Below are 21,275 nucleotides of genomic sequence, written 5' to 3'. Positions count from 1 at the left end.
CGGGCCTGGTTCACAGTGTAGCGGAAAAGGGGGTACCGGTGCGATGCACAAACTCAAGTTAACCGCCAACAGACCGATCTATAAGACAACCGTTGTTGAGGTTGAACATGGTCTCGCTGACTCCCCTGCTCCGTCCGGCTGCTCTGGCCTGCCTTACTGCCGCTTTGTGCGCTTGCAGTCAGGATGATAGTGGCAGTGGTTCTGGGGACGGTGCACGCCTCTATCATCTGGCGGGTACGGTAGCTGTGGGTCGCCCGGGGCAATGGGCCAATGTCTGTATCGATGACGACTGCACCCGCGCCAACAATGCCGGCAACTACCGGCTGAGCCTGCCACTGACCCGCTCTGCATTGATCCATGCTGATGTTCCCGAAGTGGACGGTAAAATCACCCGTCTGACCAGCCTGTATCGTCATTCGTTCAGCGTGAGAAACCAGATCGTCAACATGAACCCGACCACCACTGCGCTGCTCGAAGCCTGGTCACAATACCGCCTGGGACAGACGCTGGAAGACTGCCTCGATGCCAGCATACTGCCTGGATGTGAACGATCTTTGGTTGATAGCTTCAGCCTGGGTGTCCAGGAACATGCCAGCGCCCGCTTGGGCAGCTGGCTGGGAACCGCCTGGAGTTCAAACCCTCCGCGCGACCCATTCAGTGACCTCTATCTGGCCGACCCCGCCCTGGATTGGCTGGATGATCTGCACGATCACTTTCATTTCAACGCCGCTGCCGCCGAGCTGGAACTAAGCGACAACAGCGACATCTTGATCGGCACTCTGCCGTACATTTATCTGTTTGGAGCCTACGCCACCTCGCCTCTGGACTCTGATGTTATTACCGACGCCAAGAGCATCCCCCCAGATGAACCTGACGAAAGTGACAATTTGATCGTCATGTTCATGGATGTCAGCCCAGGCAGAAATTTTAATGCTCCCAGAACCATCCGCCTGGATGCCTCGGATACCTACTCCAAATCAACACTGCCCGGCAACACTCTGACTTTCCGACAGGAACTGGTCGATCCCGATGGTAATGTGCGCCGCTTCAACGACGACAATTTAGCGACCGAAGTGACCCGGCCCGGCCCTCACACCTGGATAGTCACCGTGACCGATGATGCGGGCAATCTGAACACTGAAGGGATAGTGCTTCAGGTCAGCAGCAAAGATCCGACGGCAAACCCAAGCTTTGGTGCCGCCGGCAGTTGTCCGACAGATCCCACAACGATGAACGTAAACTCAGTTAATTTCTGTGAAGAGCCGCTGGATGGCAGCGAGGATTATGGCGTCTGCGCGCCCGTACCTTCTGGCCCCTACAAGTCCATTCATTCCCCGGCACGATGCTCGACTACTTCGCAAAATGGCGGTGCCTTGCTGGGAGTTTGTACCGAACTGCCGATTGGATTACGGGTGTTCTATTACATAAATCCGCTCAGAGACAGCGGTGAATCGTTTGAGACCCAACGCAGTCGACATCGTGATAGGTGCCTCAATCACGGTATGAACTGGAGCAATCAGGCCAGCAACTGATCCGCCCGCGCAATCGCTTCAATGACATCCGATGCCAGCACCACGCGCCGGCTTTGTGCCAACTGCCAGGCCAAATAGGCGTGCCACCAGGCGCCAGTTTGCGCCGCCTGCCAGGGCGACTGACCCTGAGCCATCAAGGCGGCAATCAGGCCAGCCAAAGTATCGCCCATTCCCGGCGTCGCCATGGCCACTGTTCCTGGGTGCACAAAGCGCAACTGCCCATCCCAGGCGACCAGACTGCCCGCACCTTTGAGCACCACCACCGTCTGATAGCGCTCGGCCAGTGCTAATGCCGCCTGACAACGGTCAGCCTGAATATCCGCACTGCTGCACCCCAGCAAACGACCCGCCTCGCCCGGATGCGGCGTTAACACCCAGGTTGGCAAAGACCAGGCGCCGCTTTGCTGTGCCAACCAGGTCAGACCATCGGCATCCAGGATTCCGCCGCCCTCACCGGCCAGATATTGACGGTACAAAGCATCCGCCTGCGCACTGAACCCCAAACCCGGACCAAGCACCAGAGTTCCTTTGGCAGGCTCAGTCGGCGCTGCTGTCATCAATTCCGGCTGCGCTGCCAAAATGCTCGCCGCCGTGCTTGCATCACAGTGCCAAACCACCCGGCCGGCACCGGCCGCCAACGCCGCCCGGGCAGCCAGTAAACCTGCGCCGCCAAAGCCTGGCGCACCGGCGATAATCGCGACCTGTCCGAAAGCACCTTTGTGTGCATCCGATCTACGCTCCGGCCAAGGCGGTGGCTCGTCGAGGAAATGGCCCAGGGCTTGGTCAGCACTGTCGATAGCCAAGCGGTCCAAACTGATCAGACCGGTCAAACCCGGACCCTGATGCGTTAATAAACCCGCCTTAAAAGCAATAAAAGTGAGTGTTCGCTGGGCCGTCATCGCAGCGCTGTCGGCCTCACCGGTACTGGCATTCAATCCCGACGGCAGGTCCACAGCAAGCACCGGTATCTGCAGTGCTCGAAGTTGTTCGAATAATTGAGGCCAGGGTTCTCGCAAAGCACCACGGTGTCCTGTGCCCAGAGCCGCATCAATAATCAGATCCCAGTTCGAATGGAGATCATCCAGCAAGGTTCCATTAGCCTGGCGAAAAACGTCCAGCGCCCTTCCGGCATCGGTATCCGGCGCAGGCTTTCCGGCAGGTGCCAACACCGCAACGTCCAGGCCCGCGGCCATTAATTCGCTGGCTGCAATATAACCATCGCCGCCATTATTACCGCGCCCAGCGATGACCAAAATACGACGCGCCAACGGCCAGTGGCGACGGGCGTGACGCGCCACCGCCTGGCCCGCTTTGAGCATCAAAGGCCAGGTTTCACCACCGTTGTTCCGGGCCCAACTTTGTTCGGCAGTCTTCACTGCTTCGACCGTCAGTACCGCTTGCATTGCCTTGCCCCCCTAACTGATCAACCAAGCCTAGCGCAGCTGCCCAAGCCAATACCATCACAGATGAGAAGCCACAGCGTTTCGGGCACAATAATGCCTCCTTGTGCATCGAGTTCGACATGAAACGCGCCCGCGCTCCAGAGCAAAAAGCCGCCCGCCGCCAGGCTTTATTGATCGCCGCTGCGCGTTGCTTTGTCGATAATAATCATCAACTGCCTTCCGCCGCTCAGGTTGCCGAGGCAGCGCAGGTCGCCAAAGGTACCGTCTATCTGTATTTCAGCACCAAGGAAGCAATTTTTTTGGGTTTGTTAGGCGAACATCTGCAGCAGTTGTTAAGCGCCATCCGCCAACCGGTACTAGAGCCGTCTATAGCAAAACGACTGACGACTAAGGTGCTGGACTACATCGAAGCCGAACCAAGCTTTATGCCCTTGTCCGCTCAGTTACAGGGCACCTTGCAGCAAAACCTGGATCAACCAACGCTGATGGAGTTCAAACGACAGCTGGCGCAGAGCCTGATCGATACGGGTCATTGGTTGGATCAAACCTACACACTGCAAGCGGGTACCGGCAGTCGCAGCTTACTGCACTGTTATGCGGCCATGGTCGGTCTGTGGCAATTGCTGCAATGGCCGCCGGTACTGGCAGATCAGGCTGAAAATCCCGACTTTGTGGTATTACGCCGACAGTTTGGCAACGAAATTCAGTGGAGTTTCGAGCGCATCTGGTCAACCACTCCGCGCCAATAAAAAAGCCGCCTCAGCCAAGCTGGGCGGCGAAAGAACCTTGAAGGGATATCTTGATCAAGCAACCTGGCGTCTTAGCCAGAAGCTGAACTGTTGACGACCCTAGAGTGGTTTTTGGATGCAGGCGACATAAAAAAGCCTCCCGAAGGAGGCTTATTACAATCAAACCGACTAACGGTTGATCAGAACTGGACAGTGGCGCCCAGGAAGAAACCGGAGTAACTGATTTCTGATACGAAGTCTTCGGTATCGGCACCAAAGGTGGACTCACCAATGTTCACGCTGTAGTCACGATAACCGCCTTCAACACCCAATTTACCCAAGTCATTGGTCGGCAGCGGTGCAAACCAAGCCGCTTTCACATTCCAATCGGTGACGTTGGTATCCATGGGCATGGTTTTAAGTTCTGCGCTGAGCGTCAGATCGGTAGGGATGACGGGCGGAGTGAATGAACCGGCCACATACAGCATCGGTAAAATCACCGGGCCATCACTGAAGGAGGCTTCCAGTTTTTGACCACTGGTTTGACCTTCGGCTTTAAAACCACCGATAAATGAACGGAAATTCACCCCAAAGTCGAGTGACGAATAGGCGAAAGGAATGCCAGCGGACACGGTCAGATCGAGATAGCTCATGTCCAGTTCGGATTCGACTTCTTCAGCGTAGGTCTGGCTTTCGCCACCATAGGAAATGGTGTCAGAAATGACATTGCTACCATTACTAACCAGACTCTCATACTTCAGCCCAATATCCGGCAAAAACGGCAGGCCGATTTTGGCTGTCGCATAGAGACCAGAATCCATTTCGTGATCCAGGCCGGCCGGATTGGCATTGCTGTCGCTGGTCAGGTCCATGGAGTTGTTGGCCAAGGTGCCTTCGTCCAGACCATTAAAGCTGTAACCCACACTGCCAGCCAAATCGATCAGCGGCGCTGACCAGGCCATCGGTGCTGCCAGTGTAACGGCAGCGGTCGCAATCCAAATTTTCACAGACGTTCCCCTTCTTATTACGGCTTTAGGAATTCAGACTTTTAAGTGTAGTTTCTGTCAACTGAATTGCACACCAATACGGCGTCCAACTTCTTCGTAGCTTTCAATAACGTGACCCAGGTCCTGTCTAAACCGGTCTTTATCCATTTTTTCGAGGCTTTGAGCATCCCACAATCGGCAGCCGTCGGGTGAAAATTCATCACCGAGTAGAATGTCACCCCGGAAACGACCGAATTCCAGCTTGTAATCGACCAGCAATAAATTGCCGTCGGCGAAGAGTTTTTTCAGCACCTGGTTGACCGCCATGGTCAGCTCTTTCATACGCGTTACTTCGGCTGCCGTGGCCCAGCCAAAGGTTTCGATATGCGATTCGTTAATCATCGGATCGTGACGCGCATCATCCTTTAAAAAGAACTCGAACACCGGCGGATCGAGAACCTCACCTTCGGTAATACCCAGGCGACGACACAGGCTGCCGGCCGCACGGTTTCGCACCACACACTCCACCGGAATCATCTTCATATTGCGCACCAGAGATTCGGTCGGCGACAAGGCTTTGACGAAATGCGTCTCGATGCCTGCCTGTTGCAAGGCCTGCATAATAAAAGCGTTGAACTCGTTATTAACCTGACCTTTGCGCTCCAACTGTTCCACCTTTTCACCGTCAAAGGCCGAGGTGTCATTGCGGAATTCCAGCACCAGAAGATCTGGATCTTCAGTGGTATGGACAGTTTTTGCCTTGCCTGCGTACAGCACGCCCGTCTTGTTCATGGGTTCAGCCTCGTGGTTAGACGGTTTCCAAATTAATCCAGTCGCAGCCTTCGTCCTGACTGAGCGTCTGAACAAGGGCATTAAAGCCATCCAGAACCGGGTCGAGCGCAGCCCGAGCCAGATCAGGATGATTATTCTGTTCACTGATGTGCGAAATCATCAGGTGTCGTAAGGTTTTCAATTCCAGACTGGCCAGCAGATCAGCGGCCTGCTGATTGCTCAAATGGCCCCAATCACCACCGACCCGGCGTTTCAGACTGATCGGATAAGGGCCTTCTGCCAGCATGCGCGGGTCATGATTGCACTCCAGCAACAGTGCCTGGCAATGACGGTAGCGTTCACGGACCAGCGGTGTGATGCTGCCCAGATCGGTCAGCAGACCTAAGCGATAATCGCCGGCCTGGAAAACAAACTGGCTGGGTTCGCGCGCATCGTGCGGCACCGTTACCGGCTCAATACTGATATCGCCCAGGTTAAACGACTGATGGACATTAATCGGCCGATAAGTCTCGACCGCCGTTTTGAATGAGCGTGATGTACCTGGCGTCGTATAGAGCGGAAGTCGGTAGCGGTTGGCGAGCATGGGTGCACCTTTGAGATGATCACCGTGTTCATGCGTCACCAGTATGGCCGTCAGCGACTGCGGGTCGACACCACGCCGATTCAAGCGCGCTTCAACATCGCGCAGTCCAAAGCCGCAATCGACCAGGATACGAGTACTCCCCGATTCGATCAGGGTGGCGTTGCCCTTGCTGCCACTGCCCAATGAGGTGAAGCGCACCTCAGCCCCCCTGACGCATCTGTTCCCGTATTTGCGCCATCAACCGCTGATTTTCTTCCTGTGGCAATACCGTGCCATCTTCATATTCAGCGGAAATGGTGGTTTCACCGATGCGTGGTACCAGTATCAGATGCACCGGCTGATGCTCATCATCAAAAAGGCGACCGACTCGCGCAAAGAAGCCATCGGCCGAAGCAACGTCGGAATCTCTCAGTTGCAGGCGGTATTCAGAACGGTTGCGGTCCGACACGGGCCACCCCAGGCGGGTAACGCTGCTATCGAGCAACTCCCAGGTCAGGCTGGCACCGCGATTGACGGCCAGACTGACGTTGCCGAAGCTGTCGGTGGTTTCGGTTACCGTCAGCGCTGCATCCAATTCGTTGGCCTGACTTGCGTCAGCCAGAACCAATGGAGGGCGCTCCAGAGTCCGCTCCGCGTTGGTGACGGTGCGTTCGGTTTGTGCCGGAACGGGGAACCAGTCGCCTTGACTCAACTCAGCCGGCGGTTGATAGGTGACATTGACGGTGCGACTGCCACAACCGGCGACAACCACTACCGCCAAACAGATCGATACGTATTTAATCACCTTAGACAACACCCGCTTCCATCAGCGCCTGACGCACCGTTTCGTGATGCTCTTCGGACAGCCAGGTTAATGGCAGACGAATACCTTCAGGAATCAAACCCATGGTATGCAGCGCCCATTTAGCCGGAATCGGATTGGACTCGACAAACAACTTGGTATGCAACGGCATCAGCAAATCGTTGAGCCGGGTAGCCAACTCACGATCACCCGCCATAGCGGCAGCACAGAGACTGGACATGGCTTTGGGCGACACATTAGCAGTAACTGAAATATCACCATGACCGCCGAGCAGCATCAACTCCATGGCAGTGACGTCGTCACCACTGTAAATGGCAAAATCTTCCGGGGCGTTTTCGACCAGAAAACGGGCGCGCTCCAGATTACCGGTCGCTTCCTTAATCCCAATGATATTGGACACTTCAGCCAAACGCAGCGCTGTCTCCGGCTGCATATCACAGGCAGTACGGCCCGGGACGTTATAGAGAATCTGGGGGATATCGACGTTTTCGGCAATGGTGCGATAGTGCTGATACAAACCTTCCTGAGTCGGCTTGTTGTAATAAGGGGTTACCAGCAGACAGGCATCGGCACCGGCAGTCTTGGCCGCCTGGGTAAGGTGCATGGCTTCGCGCGTCGAGTTACCGCCAGTGCCAGCAATCACAGGGATACGGCCGGCGCATTTATCGACGGTAAAGCGGATCACTTCCTCGTGTTCCTTCATGTCCAGCGTAGAGGCTTCGCCGGTTGTGCCAACGGCGCCAATGGCCGCTGTACCATTGTCAATATGGAACTCGATCAGCTGCTCCAGATGTTCCCAGGACACAGAACCGTCTGCGCGCATGGGTGTCACCAAGGCCACAATACTGCCAGTGATCATGAATGTTGCGTCTCCCCGCTGTTTCCGGAATCGGATGGGTGGTTCGAAACGATTGAATCGTCGAATAAAGGACGCCCGACGAGCGAGCCTGATTTATCGGCGCAATGGTACTGGGCGCCTTGCTTTGACACAAGGCTGAGCCACTGGCATTTGCTCAAATATCGACCATACTGAAAGATTCAACTCTGGAGGGATTCAGGGAGGCAACTGCCATGATGCTTGAAGTGGGCCAGATCGTGCCCGATTTCGTCGTTCCCGCGACAAACAATAAGAACGTCCACCTGCGCGCCTTACGCGGTTATAAGGTGCTGCTTTACTTCTACCCTAAAAACCACACTCCGGCCTGTACCATCGAAACCCAAAACTTTGGCGCCAACTATCAACGTTTTCGCAGCCAGGGCATTTTGGTTTTCGGTGTCAGTCGAGACGACCTGGTCAGCCACGAGCAATTCAAACGCGATCAGAGCTTACCGTTCGAGTTGATTTCCGACAGCAACGAAGCACTGTGCCGACTGTTTGGTGTTTTGCGTGAAAAGGAAATGTTCGGGCGCAAGATTCACAGCCTGGTTCGATCGACCTTTCTGATTGATGAAGACGGCCAGTTGATACGCGCCTGGCGCGATGTCGACGCTCGCGAACACGTGCATCGATTACTCGATGAACTGAACGCGAGCCAAGGGTCGCTACGAACCGGCTAGATTTTGGAAGATGTATCGGATTCCGGTTCGGGGCTGGTGGGGTGTTGTGGCCAGGCATTAAAAATGGCCTTAACGAAAGTCGCCAGCGGTATGGCGAAAAAGACACCCCAGAAGCCCCACAATCCACCGAATACCAGCACAGCAATGATGATGGAAACCGGGTTGAGGTTGACCGCTTCAGAAAACAGTAACGGTACCAACACATTGCCGTCGAGCATCTGAATGATCAGATAGGCCAGCATGACGTAGTACAGCTCGTTGGTGAAACCCCACTGAAAAGCGCCGATCAAGAAGACCGGTATCGTCACGACCGTGGCTCCGATGTAGGGAATAAGGACGGACAAGCCGACCAAGGTCGCCAACAACGCCGAATACTGAAGCCCGAATAATTCAAAGGTAACAAAGGACACCAGCCCAACAATGAGGATTTCGATCGCTTTGCCACGTAAGTAGTTGGCGATCTGCTGGTTCATTTCCACCGCAATCTGCGTCATCAGCCCACGTTGAGCCGGTAGCAGCCGGGATTTAACACTGTTCCAGAGCTTGGTGCGGTCTTTCAACATGAAAAAAACCATCAGCGGTACAACGATCAAATAGATCAACACGCCGACCACATTGGGTAAGGTGTTCAGTGAAATCGTCAACATCCGTGGCAACCAGCCGGACAATTGCTGACTGATACCGCGCAGATCAAGACCGCGCAACCACTGCTGCGCCAGATCGCTGGAAATCAGTTCCGGATAACGCTCCGGCAAACCTTGAATCTGATCTTGGAACAACCGCAGCATGGCCGGGAGTTCAGTCACCAGACTGGTTACCTGTCGCACCAGCGACGGCACAATGATCAGCGTTGCCACAAATAAAACGCCAAAGAACAGCAGGCAGACCAGGCCGACTGACAGCAGGTGTGGAACGCGTAAACCGTTCAGCCGATCAACCAGAGGAGACAATAAATACGCCAAAATAACGGCGGTAAATACCGGTGCTAATGCCTGGCCAAGTACATAAACAAGTACCCCGAAAAGCACTAGGAAAATGAAGAGGATGACGGCTTCTTCATCGGAGAAATAACGCTGGAAAAATCCTTGTATAACCCGATACAGCTTCAAGTCAGTCAACTCCTCGTTCAATACAATAATGAAACTCACCGTCTGCCGTATCATGCTGCTCCAGCAAACGATGGTTGCTCATGGCCAAATAGGCAGGAATATCGCGCCAGGATCCGGCATCTGTTGCTTTAACCTCCAACACCTCACCCGGCTGAAGTTTCAGCAACTGCTGCTTGGTGCGTAGCAGCGGCAACGGGCACCGCAAACCTCGCACATCCAGACAGTGTGTCGCTTTGGTTTTACAACTCAATTACACCCTCCTGGTGTCAGCCGAAGTCGGCACCCTTATGATAGGCGCAATCTTTCCACTCTATGGAGTCGTTGTGCGATTTTGCAAAGGCCACTTTCGACGCCGTTGTTCAGCCTTATTCACCGGACTGACACTGGCCTTGACATGCACCGGACCAAGCCAACTCAGCGCCGAAGGTTTTGGTGACCAGTCTTTAGGCTGGACCCGCGACCAGGAAGCTGCCGTCGCTGGCTATCTGCAGCGCAGATTACAGCGACAGGGGCAGGTCATCAATGATGTCTGGGTTGAGTATTGGTTAAATGAGCGCGCCGAACGATTGCGGCAGGCATCAAATATTCCACTGCATGAAGTGTCCGCGCTAACGATCAACGAACGCAGCTTTAACGCCTTTGCACTGCCCGGTAATGTTATGGGTTTTAACCTGGGACTGTGGCGTACCGCCGAGACGGAAGCTGAGTTTCTGTCGGTAATGGGCCATGAATTGGCTCACCTTAGGTTGCGCCATTTCAGCCGCATGCAAAACGCCAACCGCCAGCAAAGCTGGTTAGCCATCAGTGGCGCCCTGCTGGGTATCGCCCTGATGAGCAGCAACTCAGAATTGGGGGCCGCCACCTTTACCAGCTCTCAGGCCGGCGCCATTCAGCAAAGTCTGGCGTTTAGCCGCAGCATGGAATCCGAAGCCGATGACCTGTCCAGCAAGACGCTGGCAGAAATCGGCTATAACGCCCAGGCAGGCGCTCAGGTGTTTCGGCGCATGCAACAGCAGATCACCTACCAGTCCTCTGGCTCAGACTACTGGCAATCACACCCCTTGCCGGCCTCTCGAGTGGCCCGACTGGAGTCAATGGATGATGTCACCACCCAGGACTCACCCGACCACCAATACGATATTCTGCGCTGGCATCTGAGCCAAACGCACTTACCCGATGACAACTTCGCCGCTTGGCCAAGCCGCTACCAACAGTTGCTGTCAGCAGAACCAGGTGATTCAGCATTACCCGAAGAACTACTCAATCAGGCGGATCCCGATTTAATACTGGGTTGGATTTTGCACCAACAAGATCAATTTGAAACCGTGCAGGTCAGCCAGCAACTGGCAATGCTGACTCAATTGTTTCCCGATTTTGACCCGGGCTGGTTCTGGCAAGCTAAAACTAGAGCGCAACAAGAGGGCGACAGCGCCTGCCTGGAAGCACGCAACCATCTGGATAAAATCGACGCTGTCTACATTGAAGTGCTGGCACTTTCGCAACAGTTGGCGGCTCGGTGCCAGCCCGAACGGGAAACCGAAGCCCGAGCGCTGTGGCTGTGGCACAACGGAGAGGAAAGCGCAGCTTTTAACCTGCTGCGGCAAGCCATTGAACAGCCGGTGAGCACCAGCCAATTGGCTCGGCTACGTCAGCGCTTAACGGAATTCGAACGGCAACGAAACCTGTTACCCAGCTAAAGGCGCGGTTTAAGCCGCGCGCTGGGAGGAAAAGTTCAACATACGATCCAGCGGCAACCGAGCTCGCTCAATCAACTCGGCACTCACCTCGATTTCTTCGGTCGGATTCAACAATACCGACTTAATGCGCTCCAGATCATTCATGGCCATCCAGGGACAGTGAGCACAGGAGCGACAACTACCACCTTGACCGGCGGTCGGCGCCTCAATAAAGGTCTTGTTCGGCGAGCGTTGCTGCATCTTATAGAAGATGCCTCTGTCGGTTGCGACAATAAACTGCTGGTTGGGCAACTGCTCCGACGCCTTCAACAGCTGAGTGGTTGAGCCCACCACATCGGCTAATTCGACAACGGCTTCGGGCGATTCCGGGTGCACCAGGATGGCCGCCTCAGGATACAGCGCTTTCAGGTCGGTCAGACCTTTGGCGCGAAATTCTTCGTGGACGATACAGGAGCCGTTCCACAGCAGCATATCCGCACCAGTTTCACGCTGAATGTAGCGACCCAGGTGCTGATCCGGAGCCCAGAGTATTTTTTTTCCTTGTCGGTCCAGATAATCCACCACATCGAGCGCAATACTGGAGGTTACAACCCAATCGGCACGGGCTTTGACCGCTGCTGACGTATTGGCATACACCACCACAGTACGGTCTGGATGTTGATCACAAAAAGCGGCAAATTCATCAGGCGGGCACCCCAGATCCAGCGAGCAAGTTGCTTCCAGCGTCGGCATCAGTACACGCTTTTCCGGGCTGAGGATTTTGGTGGTTTCACCCATAAAGCGAACCCCCGCAACCAGCACTGTCTGGGCATCGACATCGCGACCGAAACGCGCCATCTCTAGCGAGTCACCAATAAAGCCACCCGATGCTTCGGCCAGTGCCTGCACCAGCGGATCAGTGTAATAGTGGGCGACCAACACCGCTTTCTGAGCCCGCATCAGCTCAATGATTTCTTCATTCAACGCATTCACTTCCGCAGCACTGAGGCTGGTTATTCGCTCAGCGATAGGAACGTCAAAATTGATGGTCAGATCGGACAACACAGCAGAATCGGTCATGGTTACTCAGCAGCCTCTTTACCGCCTGGTATTGTACTCCGAAACAAAGCGGAGCCCTATGGCCTCCATGATGGGGACGGTTGGCAGGCGGCACAATGGGGTTTTAGCAGGCATAAAAAAGGAGAGCCGAACTCTCCTGTTTTGGAAATATGGTGGGTCGTGCAGGATTCGAACCTGCGACCAATTGGTTAAAAGCCAACTGCTCTACCAACTGAGCTAACGACCCTTGGTAGCTGGCCTGATCACCCTTTCAACCCGAATCGCTTACTGGCTACTCCGCCTCAGGACCGTGAACAGAGTAAAGGTGGTGGGTCGTGCAGGATTCGAACCTGCGACCAATTGGTTAAAAGCCAACTGCTCTACCAACTGAGCTAACGACCCAAAGGAGGCGCATATAATATGTATTTTTATCCCGGACGCAACCCCGGCATTGTCTTTTTTTGCTGCCAAGCCTTTGATCTAAAAGGGCTTTGCCAACAGTACTTTAGACCGTTTAGGCCTGATACCGCGTCGGATCCGACAAGCCAGCCTCTGCAAAGCCTTTTTGGCGCAACCGGCAGGAATCACACCGACCACAGGCTTCACCCGATTCGTTGGCCTGGTAGCAACTGACAGTAAGACCATAGTCCACACCCAACTGAGTACCGAGCGCGACCGTCTCAGCCTTACTCAGGTTGATCAGCGGGGTGTGGACTTTAATGACACGCCCTTCGACACCCATCCGGGTTGCCAGATTGGCAAGGCGTTCATAGGCTTCAATGTACTCCGGTCGGCAATCCGGATATCCGGAGTAGTCGACGGCACTGACACCGATAAAAATATTTTGTGCCTCCAACACCTCAGCCCAGCCCAGAGCGATCGATAGAAAAACAGTGTTCCGTGCTGGCACGTAGGTTACCGGAATGCCTTCAGTCTCTTCGGTTGGCACCTCAAGGCTGTGATCAGTCAAAGCCGACCCGCCCAAGCTAGCCAGATCAATTGGAATGACTTTGTGCTCCACCACGCCCATTGATTTAGCAATGCGTTTGGCCGCATCCAATTCAGCATCATGCCGTTGACCATAGTCGAAGCTCAGCGCATAGAGCTCGTATCCGTCCGCCTTGGCCTGCGCCAACACCGTCGTCGAATCGAGGCCTCCGGACAGAAGAACCACGGCTTTCTTTGTCATGGGTATATCTCGCGAGTAGTAACAAGACGACAGCCCAAAGGCTGTCGTCTTTAATTGGAGTTGAGTCGCGCCTGAGCCAATTGCGCACTTTGGCTATCAGGGTAGTCAGTTATCACGCGCTGGAACAATTGACGTGCCTGGTCGGAGTTGCCGCCCTGCTGAGCAATAATTCCCAACTTATAAAGGGAGTCTGGAACCTTGGCGTCATCCGGAAACTGATCAATGACCGTTTGGAAGGCCGTGCGTGCTTCATCGACATTGCGGCTGGCCAGTTGAACCTCACCCAGCCAATACCATGCATTAGGAGTTAAAGAGTGTTCAGGATGGCTGTCTGCAAAGGCCTGTAACGACGATATTGCCTCAGGAAATTCTCGTGCTCTGATATGCTCTCGAGCTGCATTGTATTCCGCCAGAATGTCTTCGTCGCTGACCGCATCAAAATCAGCGGAAGCAGCAGGAGCGGTTTTATTAGACGCTGAAGCTGAACCAGGATTTTGCTGCAAAGACAGAATACGTTGGTCCAGATCAATGTAACGCTCGCGCTGTTCTTCGCGCATCACATCGAGCTGATAACTGAGCTCTTCAATCTTCCCTCTTTGCTCAGCAACCTGCTGCTGTAAGTCCTGAACCTGAAACATCAGGTTTTCTACAAAGGCAGCGGATGGACCGTTACTGCTGGTACGCGCGGAACTTTCCGGACCACCCAAAGTACCGAGACTCGATGTTCCCGAACCACCGTCAGGTTGCGATTCAACAATCGCGGGTTCAGCAGAAAGCGACCCTATAAAAACAAAAGTGCTGCCCAAAAGGGCAGCACTGTAGATTAGAGCTTGTTTGTTCAGCATGGACGATTAGTAAACAATCTCTACACGACGGTTTTCGGCGTAATCTGCTTCGGTGCTACCCAAAGCAACCGGACGCTCTTCGCCATAGCTTACGGTGTCGATCTGGCTGGCAGCGGCACCTTTCAGCATCAGATAGTCAGCAACGGCTTGCGCACGACGCTCACCCAAGGCCAGGTTGTATTCACGAGTACCGCGCTCATCAGCATGCCCTTCCAGAACGATGCTCATGTTCGGGTTGGCAACCAGGTTCATAGCGTGTGCGTTCAGCACAGTGCGGAACTCAGTGCGGATTTCAGACTTGTCAAAATCGAAGTAGATGATGGTCTGATCCAGCAAAGCTTGGAACTCGCTGGTAACGCTTTGTTCGGCTTCAGTTGGTTCAGTATCGAGTGTCAGCTGTTCTTCTTCCTGCACAGAGCCAGTAGTACCCGTTGTGCTTGACTCGCCAGTAGAGGCAGTCTCTTCAGTAGAGGCACAGCCGGCCAGGAATACCGCGAATGTAATAGCAGCAGCTTGAATCAGTTTGGATTTAGCCATTTTCCTTTATCCCATCGGTTATATGTCGTTTTATTGGTTATTTACAGACCAATTTGCCCTTATTGGCATATTGCCCTGCAAATGACCCTAGTTCAAGTAGGGAGACCAGGCCGGTTCAATTACGTCACCGTATATCGACGGCATCTGGCTTGTGACCTGCCCATCCAGGGACACCCAGGCCAAAACCCCCTCACCCCCTCTCTTAGTCGCATAGACCAGCATGGTGCCATTTGGCGCAATACTGGGAGACTCATCCAGGTTGGTTTCTGTCAGCACTCTAATATTACGTGATGCCAGATCCATTGCTGCAACGTGAAACCTGCCCTCTGTTTGGTGAATAAAGACCAGGTATTGCCCGTCGCTGCTGTATTGGGCTTTCAGGTTTTGACTGCCTTCAAAGGTTAAGCGCTCAATACGCTTAGTGGCAAGGTCCATTTGATAAATTTGTGGTCTACCTCCTCTTTCCGAGGTATAGATCAAAGATTGAGAATCAGGCGAGAAACTCGGTTCGGTATCAATATAACTATTGCGCGTTAAACGAGTACTTCGTCCCGTGGAAAAATCATACAGATATAGTTCTGGATTACCCTCCGTACTGGATACATAAGCCAAATATCGACCATCAGGAGAAAATGCCGGCGAGCTGGTATAACCCCGTCGACCCGACAAGGTATCCGACTGACCGGAAGCCAACTCCTGTACAAAAACTTTCCAACGATCTCCGACCTTATTTGCAAAGGCGATACGTCGACCATCACCCGACCAGGATGGCGAAATAATCGGTTCATCGGACTGATAAATAGTGCGGGCGCGTTGACCATCGGCATCCGCCACCTGCAAGCGATACTCAAAATTACCGACACTGGTTGGCTGGCGGGTCACAAAAGCGATCTTGGTGGAAAAGATGCCTTTAATGCCGGTGATACGCTCATGAATCAGATCAGAAATAGAATGCGCCAGATCCCTTAACTGAGAAACCGCGACCGTCTGACTGCCGCCGACCATTCGTCGGCCCTGGACAATATCGAACAGCGAAAAGTTGACCCGAATACGCCCTCCGGCCACCGGCTCCATTCGACCAATCACCAAGTATTCCTGCTCCAGCAAACGCCAGTCGCGATAAAAAACTCCATCCTGGGATGTTGGTTGACTGAGCATTTCACTCGCCGGCAACAAATCAAACCGACCGGTGCGGCTTAGATTCGCACGAATAACCGCATCGACCTGTTCCGGCAAAGCTTCCGACCCACCCCAGAAAAACGGCACAACAGAGACTTTGGTGCGGGCGTCGTAACCGCGGGTAACCACAATTTCCAGGTCTTCAGCTTGGGCCAGTGTTCCAGCCACCAGCGACATAAAAGCGATAGCCAGAATGGCCAGACGTCGTTGAACTCTCACTGCATCAGGTCCTCTGGTTTGAAACGAAAGCGAAAGCTTCGAAAGTTACGATTAAAAATATTGATATCATCCGGCACCTGATAGCGACGCACACGCTGCACCGCCCTGATAGCAGATTGGTCCAGTGCAGCAATACCACTGCTGGATACGATTTCGGCGGACAGCAATTCACCAGTCGGTAACAACGATACCTGTACGACGGTTTCCCGACCGGTCAAATCCATAATCTGCAGTTCCATTGGTCTCGACCAGGCGCGACTGATCTGTTGATAAATACGGTCGGTATAGGTCGAGGTCACCTGCGCATCACGCTCACGTTGTGCCTGAGCTGCAGCCAGCTCTTCCTGCTGCCGCTCCAACTGTGAATCTTCACTGTCCAGACCCGCCAATAAATCATCAAACAGATCTTCACTATTCGTCGGAGCCGGCTGGCTTTCCGCTGGCGCTGTATTGCTGCTGGCCGGCGGCACCCGTTCTGGTTCCGGCTGCGCCTTAGGTTGCGCTGGCGTTGGCTGCGGCTGAGGCGCCGGCTGCGGTGCTGGTTCGGGTTGTGGCTCTGGCTGCGGAGCCGGCGGCGTCGGTTTTGGCTCAGGCTGAGGCCGGGGCTCTGGTTCCGGTTTGGGTTGTGGTTCCGGTTCTGGAGCCGGCTGCGCTGTCGGCGGTTGCTCACGAACCGGTTGCGGCTGTGGCTCCATCATTAGATTGGCGGTCAAGGTCGGCGGCAGTTCGAACCGGTCCGGCGACGGATGAGTCACGCTAAAGCCAACCAAAAACAACGCCGCCAACAATGCATGCAAGCCAACAGCTTGCACAGCCGGCAACGCCAAATGGCGACGACTTAAATTTAAGCGCCACTCACTCTTCATCCGGCGCCTCGGTGATCAGACCCACAGACTCAATACCAGCAGTCTGTAAGTTCGCCATAACCTGCATAACACGACCATAGGAGATACTGCTGTCGCCGCGAATATAAACCTGCAAACTGGGCTGCTGTCCCAGAACGCGGGCGACATACTGCCCTACACCATTCGGTTCAACGGCCTCGGGCTCTTCTTCACCGCGCTCGACATACACCTGGCCTCCGGCATCAACAGCGACAATTAAATATTCCTGGTTTTCATCACGCTCAAGCGGGCCGGACTCAACCTGCGGCACCTCAACCTCAACGCCCTGCATCATCATTGGCGCGGTCACCATAAAGATGATCAGCAAGACCAGCATGACGTCGATATAAGGCACCACGTTGATCTCGGACATCGGCTTGCGCCGTTTGCGCACCAGGCTCATTCAGCCACTTCCTGTTTGCGACCCTGACCCGCCAGCAAATGTGCCTGACGGTGCAAAATGGCGGCAAACTCTTCAGCAAAGGTTTCGTAGTTGGCAACCAGTTTATCGGAGCGTGCCGAAAAACGGTTGTAGGCGATCACCGCTGGGATAGCAGCAAAGAGGCCCATCGCCGTAGCGATCAATGCTTCAGAAATACCCGGAGCTACCGTCGACAGCGTTACCTGGGTGACTGATGCCAGGCCACGGAATGAATTCATGATGCCCCAGACGGTACCGAACAAACCGACGTAGGGACTGGTTGAACCGACCGTTGCCAAAAACGGCAGGTGCTGGTCGAGCTTTTCCATTTCCTTGCTGACCGCGACCCGCATGGCGCGCTGACAGCCGGCCATGATGGCATCGGCGTCGGTCACCTGTTGCTGGCGCAGGCGGCTGAATTCTTTGAAACCGGCGCGAAAGATATGCTCGCCGCCGTTATCGGGATCCGGGTTGGCGTTGATCTGACGATACAACTGAGACAGGTCCATGCCGGACCAGAAACGTTCTTCAAAACTGGCAAATCGATGATAGGCGGTCGTCAGCACCTTACGGCGCTCGAAGATAAACACCCAGGTTGCAACCGAAGCGGCTAACAACGTCAGCATGACAAACTGCACCAACAGTGTCGCTTCGCTGACCAATTCCCATATTGATATTTGACTGCCCACTACCGTCATCCTCAGAGACTTTCAGCGGGCCAGACTAAAGAAGTTTTTTGGCAAATACTAGACGGCGCCATTGCGCTGAAGACGGTTTTCACTCCCTTTGCACAGGGCCGCGAGCAACGCCGGAAAGGTTATTTGGATTGGGGTAAATCGAAGTGCTGGTAGGCCAGATCGGTCACCATCCGACCCCGCGGAGTGCGGGTCAAAAATCCTTGCTGTATCAGATAGGGTTCGACCACATCCTCGAGCGTATCGCGCTCCTCACTCAAGGCAGCGGCCAGACTTTCCACACCAACCGGACCGCCACCGAACTTCTCGATCAGCGTCATCAACATACGACGATCGAGATGATCGAAACCGGCTTTGTCGACATTGAGCAAATTCAGGGCGTCATCGGCAATGACCTGATTGACACTGCCTTCGTGCTTAACTTCGGCATAATCACGCACCCGTCGCAACAGGCGATTGGCAATCCGTGGCGTACCACGGGAACGATGCGCCACTTCGCCGGCGCCTTCGCGATCAATTTCCACACCGAGCTTATTGGCAGAACGCAGCACGATCTCAGTCAGTTCAGCGACCGAATAAAACTCCAGTCGCTCGACAATACCGAAACGATCCCTCAAGGGCGACGTCAGCAAGCCCGCCCGGGTCGTCGCACCGACCAGGGTAAAGGGCGGCAAATCGAGTTTAATGGAACGCGCTGCTGGGCCTTCGCCGATCATGATGTCGAGCTGATAATCTTCCATCGCCGGGTAGAGCACTTCTTCAACCTGGGGCGACAGCCGATGAATCTCGTCGATAAAGAGCACATCACCGGATTCCAGATTGGTCAGCATGGCCGCCAGGTCACCGGCTTTTTCCAGCACCGGACCGGAGGTGGTTTTGATGTTGACGCCCATCTCATTGGCAATGATATTGGCCAGCGTCGTTTTACCCAGGCCGGGCGGCCCGAATACCAAAGTATGATCGAGCGGCTCTTCACGTTTGCGGGCGGCGCTGATAAAGATTTCCATCTTTTCGCGCACCACCGCCTGACCAATATATTCAGCCAGGGACAGCGGCCGGATGGCCCGGTCAAACTGTTCCTCGCGGACGTTTTGCGGCTCAGGCGCGATAAAACGGTCGGTTTCGATCATCGGTCAGTCGGTTCGGCCAGAAAGTGGTTTACATCATCTGCTTGAGCGCAGCGCGGATCAAGGTTTCGGAATCCATACCCGTTTGCGCGACCTGCGCAATGGCGCGTGTTGCCTGCTGAGGCTTGTAACCCAAAGCGATCAAAGCGCTTTCGGCATCTTCTTCAGCGCTGGCCGGACGCGGCATGGCTTCCGGCACGGTCGGCATGGCCAATAAACGCTCTGCGCCACCGAGATCAGCAATACGGTCGTGCATTTCGACAATCAACCGCTCGGCGGTTTTCTTGCCCACGCCCGGCACCTTCACCAGCATGGTCGCATCCTTTTGCTGGACAGAGCGGATAAAGTGATCCGGCTCCATACCACTGAGAATAGCCAAAGCCAGCTTCGGGCCAACACCACTGGTTTTAATCAGTGCACGGAACAGACTGCGTTCTTCGCGGGTTCCGAAACCAAAGAGCACATGCGCATCTTCACGAATAGCCAGATGGGTATGCAGAACCACAGTCTCGCCAACAGCCGGCAACTTGAAGGCCGTCGACAGCGGTGCCTGAACGTCATAGCCCACTCCACCGACGTCGACCAGTAAATCCGGCGCCCGATTCTCCAGCAATGTACCCTGCAAACGACCAATCATGAGGTGCTTCCTTTATAGCGTCGTTGGACGGTTAATCCAGCCAGCGTCCGCGCCGTGAGTGGCGACTACCGGCTACCCGGACCAAACCCGCGCTGGTATGAGCATGACAGAGGGCGATAGCCAAGGCATCGGCGGCGTCTTCCTGAGGCAGGCCTGGCAGCTTCAGCATGCGCTGCACCATATGCTGAACCTGGACCTTATCAGCGCCGCCATTGCCAACCACAGCTTGCTTAACCTTACGAGCAGCGTATTCGCTGACCGCCAGGCCGGATTGCGTCGCAGCCAGAATCGCCACGCCGCGCGCCTGACCCAGCTTTAACGCCGAGGCAGCACTGCGGCCCATGAATACTTGCTCAATAGCGGCTTCCGCGGGTGAATATTGCTCGATCACTTCGCGCAGAAAGCGAAACAAATTGTCGAGCCGCTCCGCGAATGTATCGAAGGATTCCAGGCGAATCACGCCAGAGGTGACATAGTCCTGGCGGCTACCCACAACATTGATAATGCCAAAGCCGGTTTTCCGCGAACCGGGGTCAATACCCAGTATCAATGCCATGGGCGCACCGCCACCATCACTAGGCTTCCGCTTCCTCGGGGAAGGCCGCGTTGGTGTAGACGTTTTGCACGTCATCAAGATCTTCGAGCATATCGATCAGCCGCTGCACTTTTTCGGCGGTTTCAACGTCCAGTTCAGTCTCGGTGGAGGGAATCATGGTGACTTCGCCTTCCACGTCATAACCGGCTTCGACCAGAGCGTTTTTTACGTCGAGAAAATCTTCCGGGCTGGTGCGGATTTCGAAACTGCCGTCATCGTTGCTGATCACATCTTCGGCACCGGCTTCCAGCGCCGCTTCCATAATGGCGTCTTCTTCTCCGCTTTCGATAAACAGCTGGCCGGCGTTGCTGAACAAATAAGCAACAGAACCGTCAGTGCCCAGATTGCCACCACATTTGGTGAAGGCATGACGCACTTCGGAAACGGTACGGTTACGGTTATCGGACAAGCACTTAACGTACACCGCCACGCCGCTGGCGCCATAACCTTCATAAGTCATGGCTTCGTAATCATCACCATCGGCATTGCCCGCGCCACGGGCGATGGCTTTTTCGATGGTGTCTTTTTTCATGTTGGCGGTCAGGGCTTTATCCATGACCGAACGCAACGTCGGGTTATCTTCCGGGTTAGGGCCGCCGTTTTTTGCAGCGACCACCAGTTCGCGGATGATTTTTGTGAAGACCTTGCCTCGCTTGGCGTCCTGAGCCGCCTTGCGGTGCTTGATGTTGGCCCACTTACTATGACCTGCCATAGCTTTAT

The 21,275-nt window shown here is 54.6% G+C and carries 24 protein-coding genes and 2 tRNA genes; 4 read left to right on the top strand and 22 right to left on the bottom strand.

The window, feature by feature from the left end; translation table 11 throughout:
* Nucleotides 1-107 precede the first annotated feature (107 nt).
* Nucleotides 108-1,532 carry a hypothetical protein gene (locus ACXAE6_RS11890; RefSeq protein ID WP_475148068.1) on the top strand — a complete coding sequence of 475 codons (1,425 nt, stop codon included), beginning with the start codon at nucleotides 108-110 and terminating at the stop codon, nucleotides 1,530-1,532.
* Here the strand turns inward: ACXAE6_RS11890 and ACXAE6_RS11885 are convergent.
* A complete protein-coding gene (locus ACXAE6_RS11885; RefSeq protein WP_475148064.1) occupies nucleotides 1,517-2,935 on the bottom strand; it encodes an NAD(P)H-hydrate dehydratase in 1,419 nt (472 codons plus the stop codon). The two genes, ACXAE6_RS11890 and ACXAE6_RS11885, sit on opposite strands and share 16 nt — an antisense overlap.
* 119 nt (nucleotides 2,936-3,054) lie before the next feature.
* Between ACXAE6_RS11885 and ACXAE6_RS11880 the strand changes: the two genes are divergently transcribed.
* Nucleotides 3,055-3,684, top strand: a complete 630-nt coding sequence (locus tag ACXAE6_RS11880) for a TetR/AcrR family transcriptional regulator (protein WP_475148061.1) — start codon at nucleotides 3,055-3,057, stop codon at nucleotides 3,682-3,684.
* Nucleotides 3,685-3,863: 179 nt separating this feature from the next.
* On the opposite strand, the gene ACXAE6_RS11875 is transcribed toward ACXAE6_RS11880, so the two are convergent.
* Genes ACXAE6_RS11875 through dapA form a run of 5 tightly spaced genes read right to left on the bottom strand, consistent with a single transcriptional unit; the run spans nucleotide 3,864 to nucleotide 7,685 of the window.
* Nucleotides 3,864-4,670 carry a porin family protein gene (locus tag ACXAE6_RS11875; RefSeq protein ID WP_475148055.1) on the bottom strand — a complete coding sequence of 269 codons (807 nt, stop codon included), beginning with the start codon at nucleotides 4,668-4,670 and terminating at the stop codon, nucleotides 3,864-3,866.
* Nucleotides 4,671-4,727: 57 nt separating this feature from the next.
* Entirely contained in the window at nucleotides 4,728-5,441 is a 714-nt protein-coding gene (gene purC / locus ACXAE6_RS11870) for a phosphoribosylaminoimidazolesuccinocarboxamide synthase (protein WP_475148051.1), read from the bottom strand.
* A 16-nt stretch (nucleotides 5,442-5,457) separates the two neighbouring features.
* Nucleotides 5,458-6,222, bottom strand: a complete 765-nt coding sequence (locus ACXAE6_RS11865) for an MBL fold metallo-hydrolase (protein ID WP_475148047.1) — start codon at nucleotides 6,220-6,222, stop codon at nucleotides 5,458-5,460.
* Nucleotide 6,223: 1 nt separating this feature from the next.
* Nucleotides 6,224-6,817, bottom strand: a complete 594-nt coding sequence (locus ACXAE6_RS11860) for a hypothetical protein (RefSeq protein ID WP_475148044.1) — start codon at nucleotides 6,815-6,817, stop codon at nucleotides 6,224-6,226.
* Entirely contained in the window at nucleotides 6,810-7,685 is an 876-nt protein-coding gene (gene dapA, locus ACXAE6_RS11855; protein WP_392802859.1) for a 4-hydroxy-tetrahydrodipicolinate synthase, read from the bottom strand. The genes ACXAE6_RS11860 and dapA overlap by 8 nt, the downstream gene beginning before the upstream one ends.
* Before the next feature lie 212 nt (nucleotides 7,686-7,897).
* On the opposite strand from dapA, the gene ACXAE6_RS11850 reads away from it, so the two are divergent.
* Complete coding sequence (locus ACXAE6_RS11850; RefSeq protein ID WP_475148039.1) at nucleotides 7,898-8,383, top strand: peroxiredoxin; 486 nt, start codon at nucleotides 7,898-7,900, stop codon at nucleotides 8,381-8,383.
* Here ACXAE6_RS11850 and ACXAE6_RS11845 read toward each other — a convergent pair.
* Together ACXAE6_RS11845 and ACXAE6_RS11840 are read right to left on the bottom strand one after the other, a co-directional pair.
* The gene (locus ACXAE6_RS11845) at nucleotides 8,380-9,501 is read right to left on the bottom strand and encodes an AI-2E family transporter (RefSeq protein ID WP_475148035.1); all 1,122 of its coding nucleotides are present in this window, start codon (nucleotides 9,499-9,501) and stop codon (nucleotides 8,380-8,382) included. The two genes, ACXAE6_RS11850 and ACXAE6_RS11845, sit on opposite strands and share 4 nt — an antisense overlap.
* Complete coding sequence (locus ACXAE6_RS11840) at nucleotides 9,494-9,742, bottom strand: sulfurtransferase TusA family protein (RefSeq protein ID WP_392802868.1); 249 nt, start codon at nucleotides 9,740-9,742, stop codon at nucleotides 9,494-9,496. Before ACXAE6_RS11840 ends, ACXAE6_RS11845 begins: the two co-directional genes overlap by 8 nt.
* Nucleotides 9,743-9,881: 139 nt before the next feature.
* On the opposite strand from ACXAE6_RS11840, the gene ACXAE6_RS11835 reads away from it, so the two are divergent.
* Nucleotides 9,882-11,189 carry a M48 family metallopeptidase gene (locus ACXAE6_RS11835; protein ID WP_475148030.1) on the top strand — a complete coding sequence of 436 codons (1,308 nt, stop codon included), beginning with the start codon at nucleotides 9,882-9,884 and terminating at the stop codon, nucleotides 11,187-11,189.
* Nucleotides 11,190-11,198: 9 nt separating this feature from the next.
* Here ACXAE6_RS11835 and nadA read toward each other — a convergent pair whose 3' ends face one another.
* The 14 genes from nadA to ACXAE6_RS11765 form a co-directional block, all read right to left on the bottom strand.
* Nucleotides 11,199-12,248 carry a quinolinate synthase NadA gene (gene nadA, locus ACXAE6_RS11830; protein ID WP_475148026.1) on the bottom strand — a complete coding sequence of 350 codons (1,050 nt, stop codon included), beginning with the start codon at nucleotides 12,246-12,248 and terminating at the stop codon, nucleotides 11,199-11,201.
* Nucleotides 12,249-12,398: 150 nt separating this feature from the next.
* Nucleotides 12,399-12,474, bottom strand: a tRNA-Lys gene (locus ACXAE6_RS11825).
* A gap of 79 nt (nucleotides 12,475-12,553) precedes the next feature.
* Nucleotides 12,554-12,629 (bottom strand) — tRNA-Lys (locus tag ACXAE6_RS11820).
* A 112-nt stretch (nucleotides 12,630-12,741) separates the two neighbouring features.
* Nucleotides 12,742-13,416, bottom strand: a complete 675-nt coding sequence (gene queC / locus ACXAE6_RS11815) for a 7-cyano-7-deazaguanine synthase QueC (protein ID WP_475148022.1) — start codon at nucleotides 13,414-13,416, stop codon at nucleotides 12,742-12,744.
* Nucleotides 13,417-13,466: 50 nt separating this feature from the next.
* Nucleotides 13,467-14,261 carry a tol-pal system protein YbgF gene (gene ybgF / locus ACXAE6_RS11810; protein ID WP_475148019.1) on the bottom strand — a complete coding sequence of 265 codons (795 nt, stop codon included), beginning with the start codon at nucleotides 14,259-14,261 and terminating at the stop codon, nucleotides 13,467-13,469.
* Between the two features lie 6 nt (nucleotides 14,262-14,267).
* Nucleotides 14,268-14,798: a peptidoglycan-associated lipoprotein Pal gene (gene pal / locus ACXAE6_RS11805; RefSeq protein ID WP_475148016.1), complete on the bottom strand. Its 531-nt coding sequence runs from the start codon at nucleotides 14,796-14,798 to the stop codon at nucleotides 14,268-14,270.
* 87 nt (nucleotides 14,799-14,885) lie between these two features.
* A complete protein-coding gene (gene tolB / locus ACXAE6_RS11800; RefSeq protein WP_475148013.1) occupies nucleotides 14,886-16,196 on the bottom strand; it encodes a Tol-Pal system beta propeller repeat protein TolB in 1,311 nt (436 codons plus the stop codon).
* Nucleotides 16,193-17,062: a cell envelope integrity protein TolA gene (tolA, locus tag ACXAE6_RS11795; protein ID WP_475148011.1), complete on the bottom strand. Its 870-nt coding sequence runs from the start codon at nucleotides 17,060-17,062 to the stop codon at nucleotides 16,193-16,195. The genes tolB and tolA overlap by 4 nt, the downstream gene beginning before the upstream one ends.
* Nucleotides 17,052-17,483, bottom strand: a complete 432-nt coding sequence (gene tolR, locus ACXAE6_RS11790; protein WP_392802887.1) for a protein TolR — start codon at nucleotides 17,481-17,483, stop codon at nucleotides 17,052-17,054. Before tolR ends, tolA begins: the two co-directional genes overlap by 11 nt.
* Nucleotides 17,480-18,190 (bottom strand): protein TolQ, encoded by a 711-nt coding sequence (gene tolQ / locus ACXAE6_RS11785; protein WP_475148008.1) that lies wholly within the window; start codon nucleotides 18,188-18,190, stop codon nucleotides 17,480-17,482. Before tolQ ends, tolR begins: the two co-directional genes overlap by 4 nt.
* A 128-nt stretch (nucleotides 18,191-18,318) precedes the next feature.
* Complete coding sequence (gene ruvB / locus ACXAE6_RS11780) at nucleotides 18,319-19,326, bottom strand: Holliday junction branch migration DNA helicase RuvB (protein WP_392802893.1); 1,008 nt, start codon at nucleotides 19,324-19,326, stop codon at nucleotides 18,319-18,321.
* A 28-nt stretch (nucleotides 19,327-19,354) separates the two neighbouring features.
* Nucleotides 19,355-19,960, bottom strand: a complete 606-nt coding sequence (gene ruvA, locus ACXAE6_RS11775; RefSeq protein WP_475148002.1) for a Holliday junction branch migration protein RuvA — start codon at nucleotides 19,958-19,960, stop codon at nucleotides 19,355-19,357.
* Between the two features lie 31 nt (nucleotides 19,961-19,991).
* Nucleotides 19,992-20,516, bottom strand: coding sequence for a crossover junction endodeoxyribonuclease RuvC (ruvC, locus tag ACXAE6_RS11770; protein WP_392802898.1), 525 nt, complete (start codon nucleotides 20,514-20,516; stop codon nucleotides 19,992-19,994).
* A 19-nt stretch (nucleotides 20,517-20,535) separates the two neighbouring features.
* Nucleotides 20,536-21,267, bottom strand: coding sequence for a YebC/PmpR family DNA-binding transcriptional regulator (locus ACXAE6_RS11765; RefSeq protein ID WP_475147998.1), 732 nt, complete (start codon nucleotides 21,265-21,267; stop codon nucleotides 20,536-20,538).
* Nucleotides 21,268-21,275 lie beyond the last annotated feature (8 nt).

It is taken from the genome of Saccharospirillum sp. ABV4_185, assembly GCF_056159245.1.
The sequence above is the reverse complement of the archived record's forward strand: the minus strand, read 5'-3'. Positions and strand labels throughout refer to the sequence as shown.

Excerpts from the sequence above, each read along its gene's own strand:
- ACXAE6_RS11890 (WP_475148068.1), top strand. The coding sequence starts at position 108 with ATGGTCTCGCTGACTCCCCTGCTCCGTCCGGCTGCTCTGGCCTGCCTT.
- ACXAE6_RS11885 (WP_475148064.1), bottom strand. The coding sequence starts at position 2,935 with ATGCAAGCGGTACTGACGGTCGAAGCAGTGAAGACTGCCGAACAAAGT.
- ACXAE6_RS11880 (WP_475148061.1), top strand. The coding sequence starts at position 3,055 with ATGAAACGCGCCCGCGCTCCAGAGCAAAAAGCCGCCCGCCGCCAGGCT.
- purC (WP_475148051.1), bottom strand. The coding sequence starts at position 5,441 with ATGAACAAGACGGGCGTGCTGTACGCAGGCAAGGCAAAAACTGTCCAT.
- dapA (WP_392802859.1), bottom strand. The coding sequence starts at position 7,685 with ATGATCACTGGCAGTATTGTGGCCTTGGTGACACCCATGCGCGCAGAC.
- ACXAE6_RS11850 (WP_475148039.1), top strand. The coding sequence starts at position 7,898 with ATGATGCTTGAAGTGGGCCAGATCGTGCCCGATTTCGTCGTTCCCGCG.
- nadA (WP_475148026.1), bottom strand. The coding sequence starts at position 12,248 with ATGACCGATTCTGCTGTGTTGTCCGATCTGACCATCAATTTTGACGTT.
- queC (WP_475148022.1), bottom strand. The coding sequence starts at position 13,416 with ATGACAAAGAAAGCCGTGGTTCTTCTGTCCGGAGGCCTCGATTCGACG.
- ybgF (WP_475148019.1), bottom strand. The coding sequence starts at position 14,261 with ATGCTGAACAAACAAGCTCTAATCTACAGTGCTGCCCTTTTGGGCAGC.
- pal (WP_475148016.1), bottom strand. The coding sequence starts at position 14,798 with ATGGCTAAATCCAAACTGATTCAAGCTGCTGCTATTACATTCGCGGTA.
- tolA (WP_475148011.1), bottom strand. The coding sequence starts at position 17,062 with ATGAAGAGTGAGTGGCGCTTAAATTTAAGTCGTCGCCATTTGGCGTTG.
- tolR (WP_392802887.1), bottom strand. The coding sequence starts at position 17,483 with ATGAGCCTGGTGCGCAAACGGCGCAAGCCGATGTCCGAGATCAACGTG.
- ruvB (WP_392802893.1), bottom strand. The coding sequence starts at position 19,326 with ATGATCGAAACCGACCGTTTTATCGCGCCTGAGCCGCAAAACGTCCGC.
- ruvA (WP_475148002.1), bottom strand. The coding sequence starts at position 19,960 with ATGATTGGTCGTTTGCAGGGTACATTGCTGGAGAATCGGGCGCCGGAT.
- ruvC (WP_392802898.1), bottom strand. The coding sequence starts at position 20,516 with ATGGCATTGATACTGGGTATTGACCCCGGTTCGCGGAAAACCGGCTTT.
- ACXAE6_RS11765 (WP_475147998.1), bottom strand. The coding sequence starts at position 21,267 with ATGGCAGGTCATAGTAAGTGGGCCAACATCAAGCACCGCAAGGCGGCT.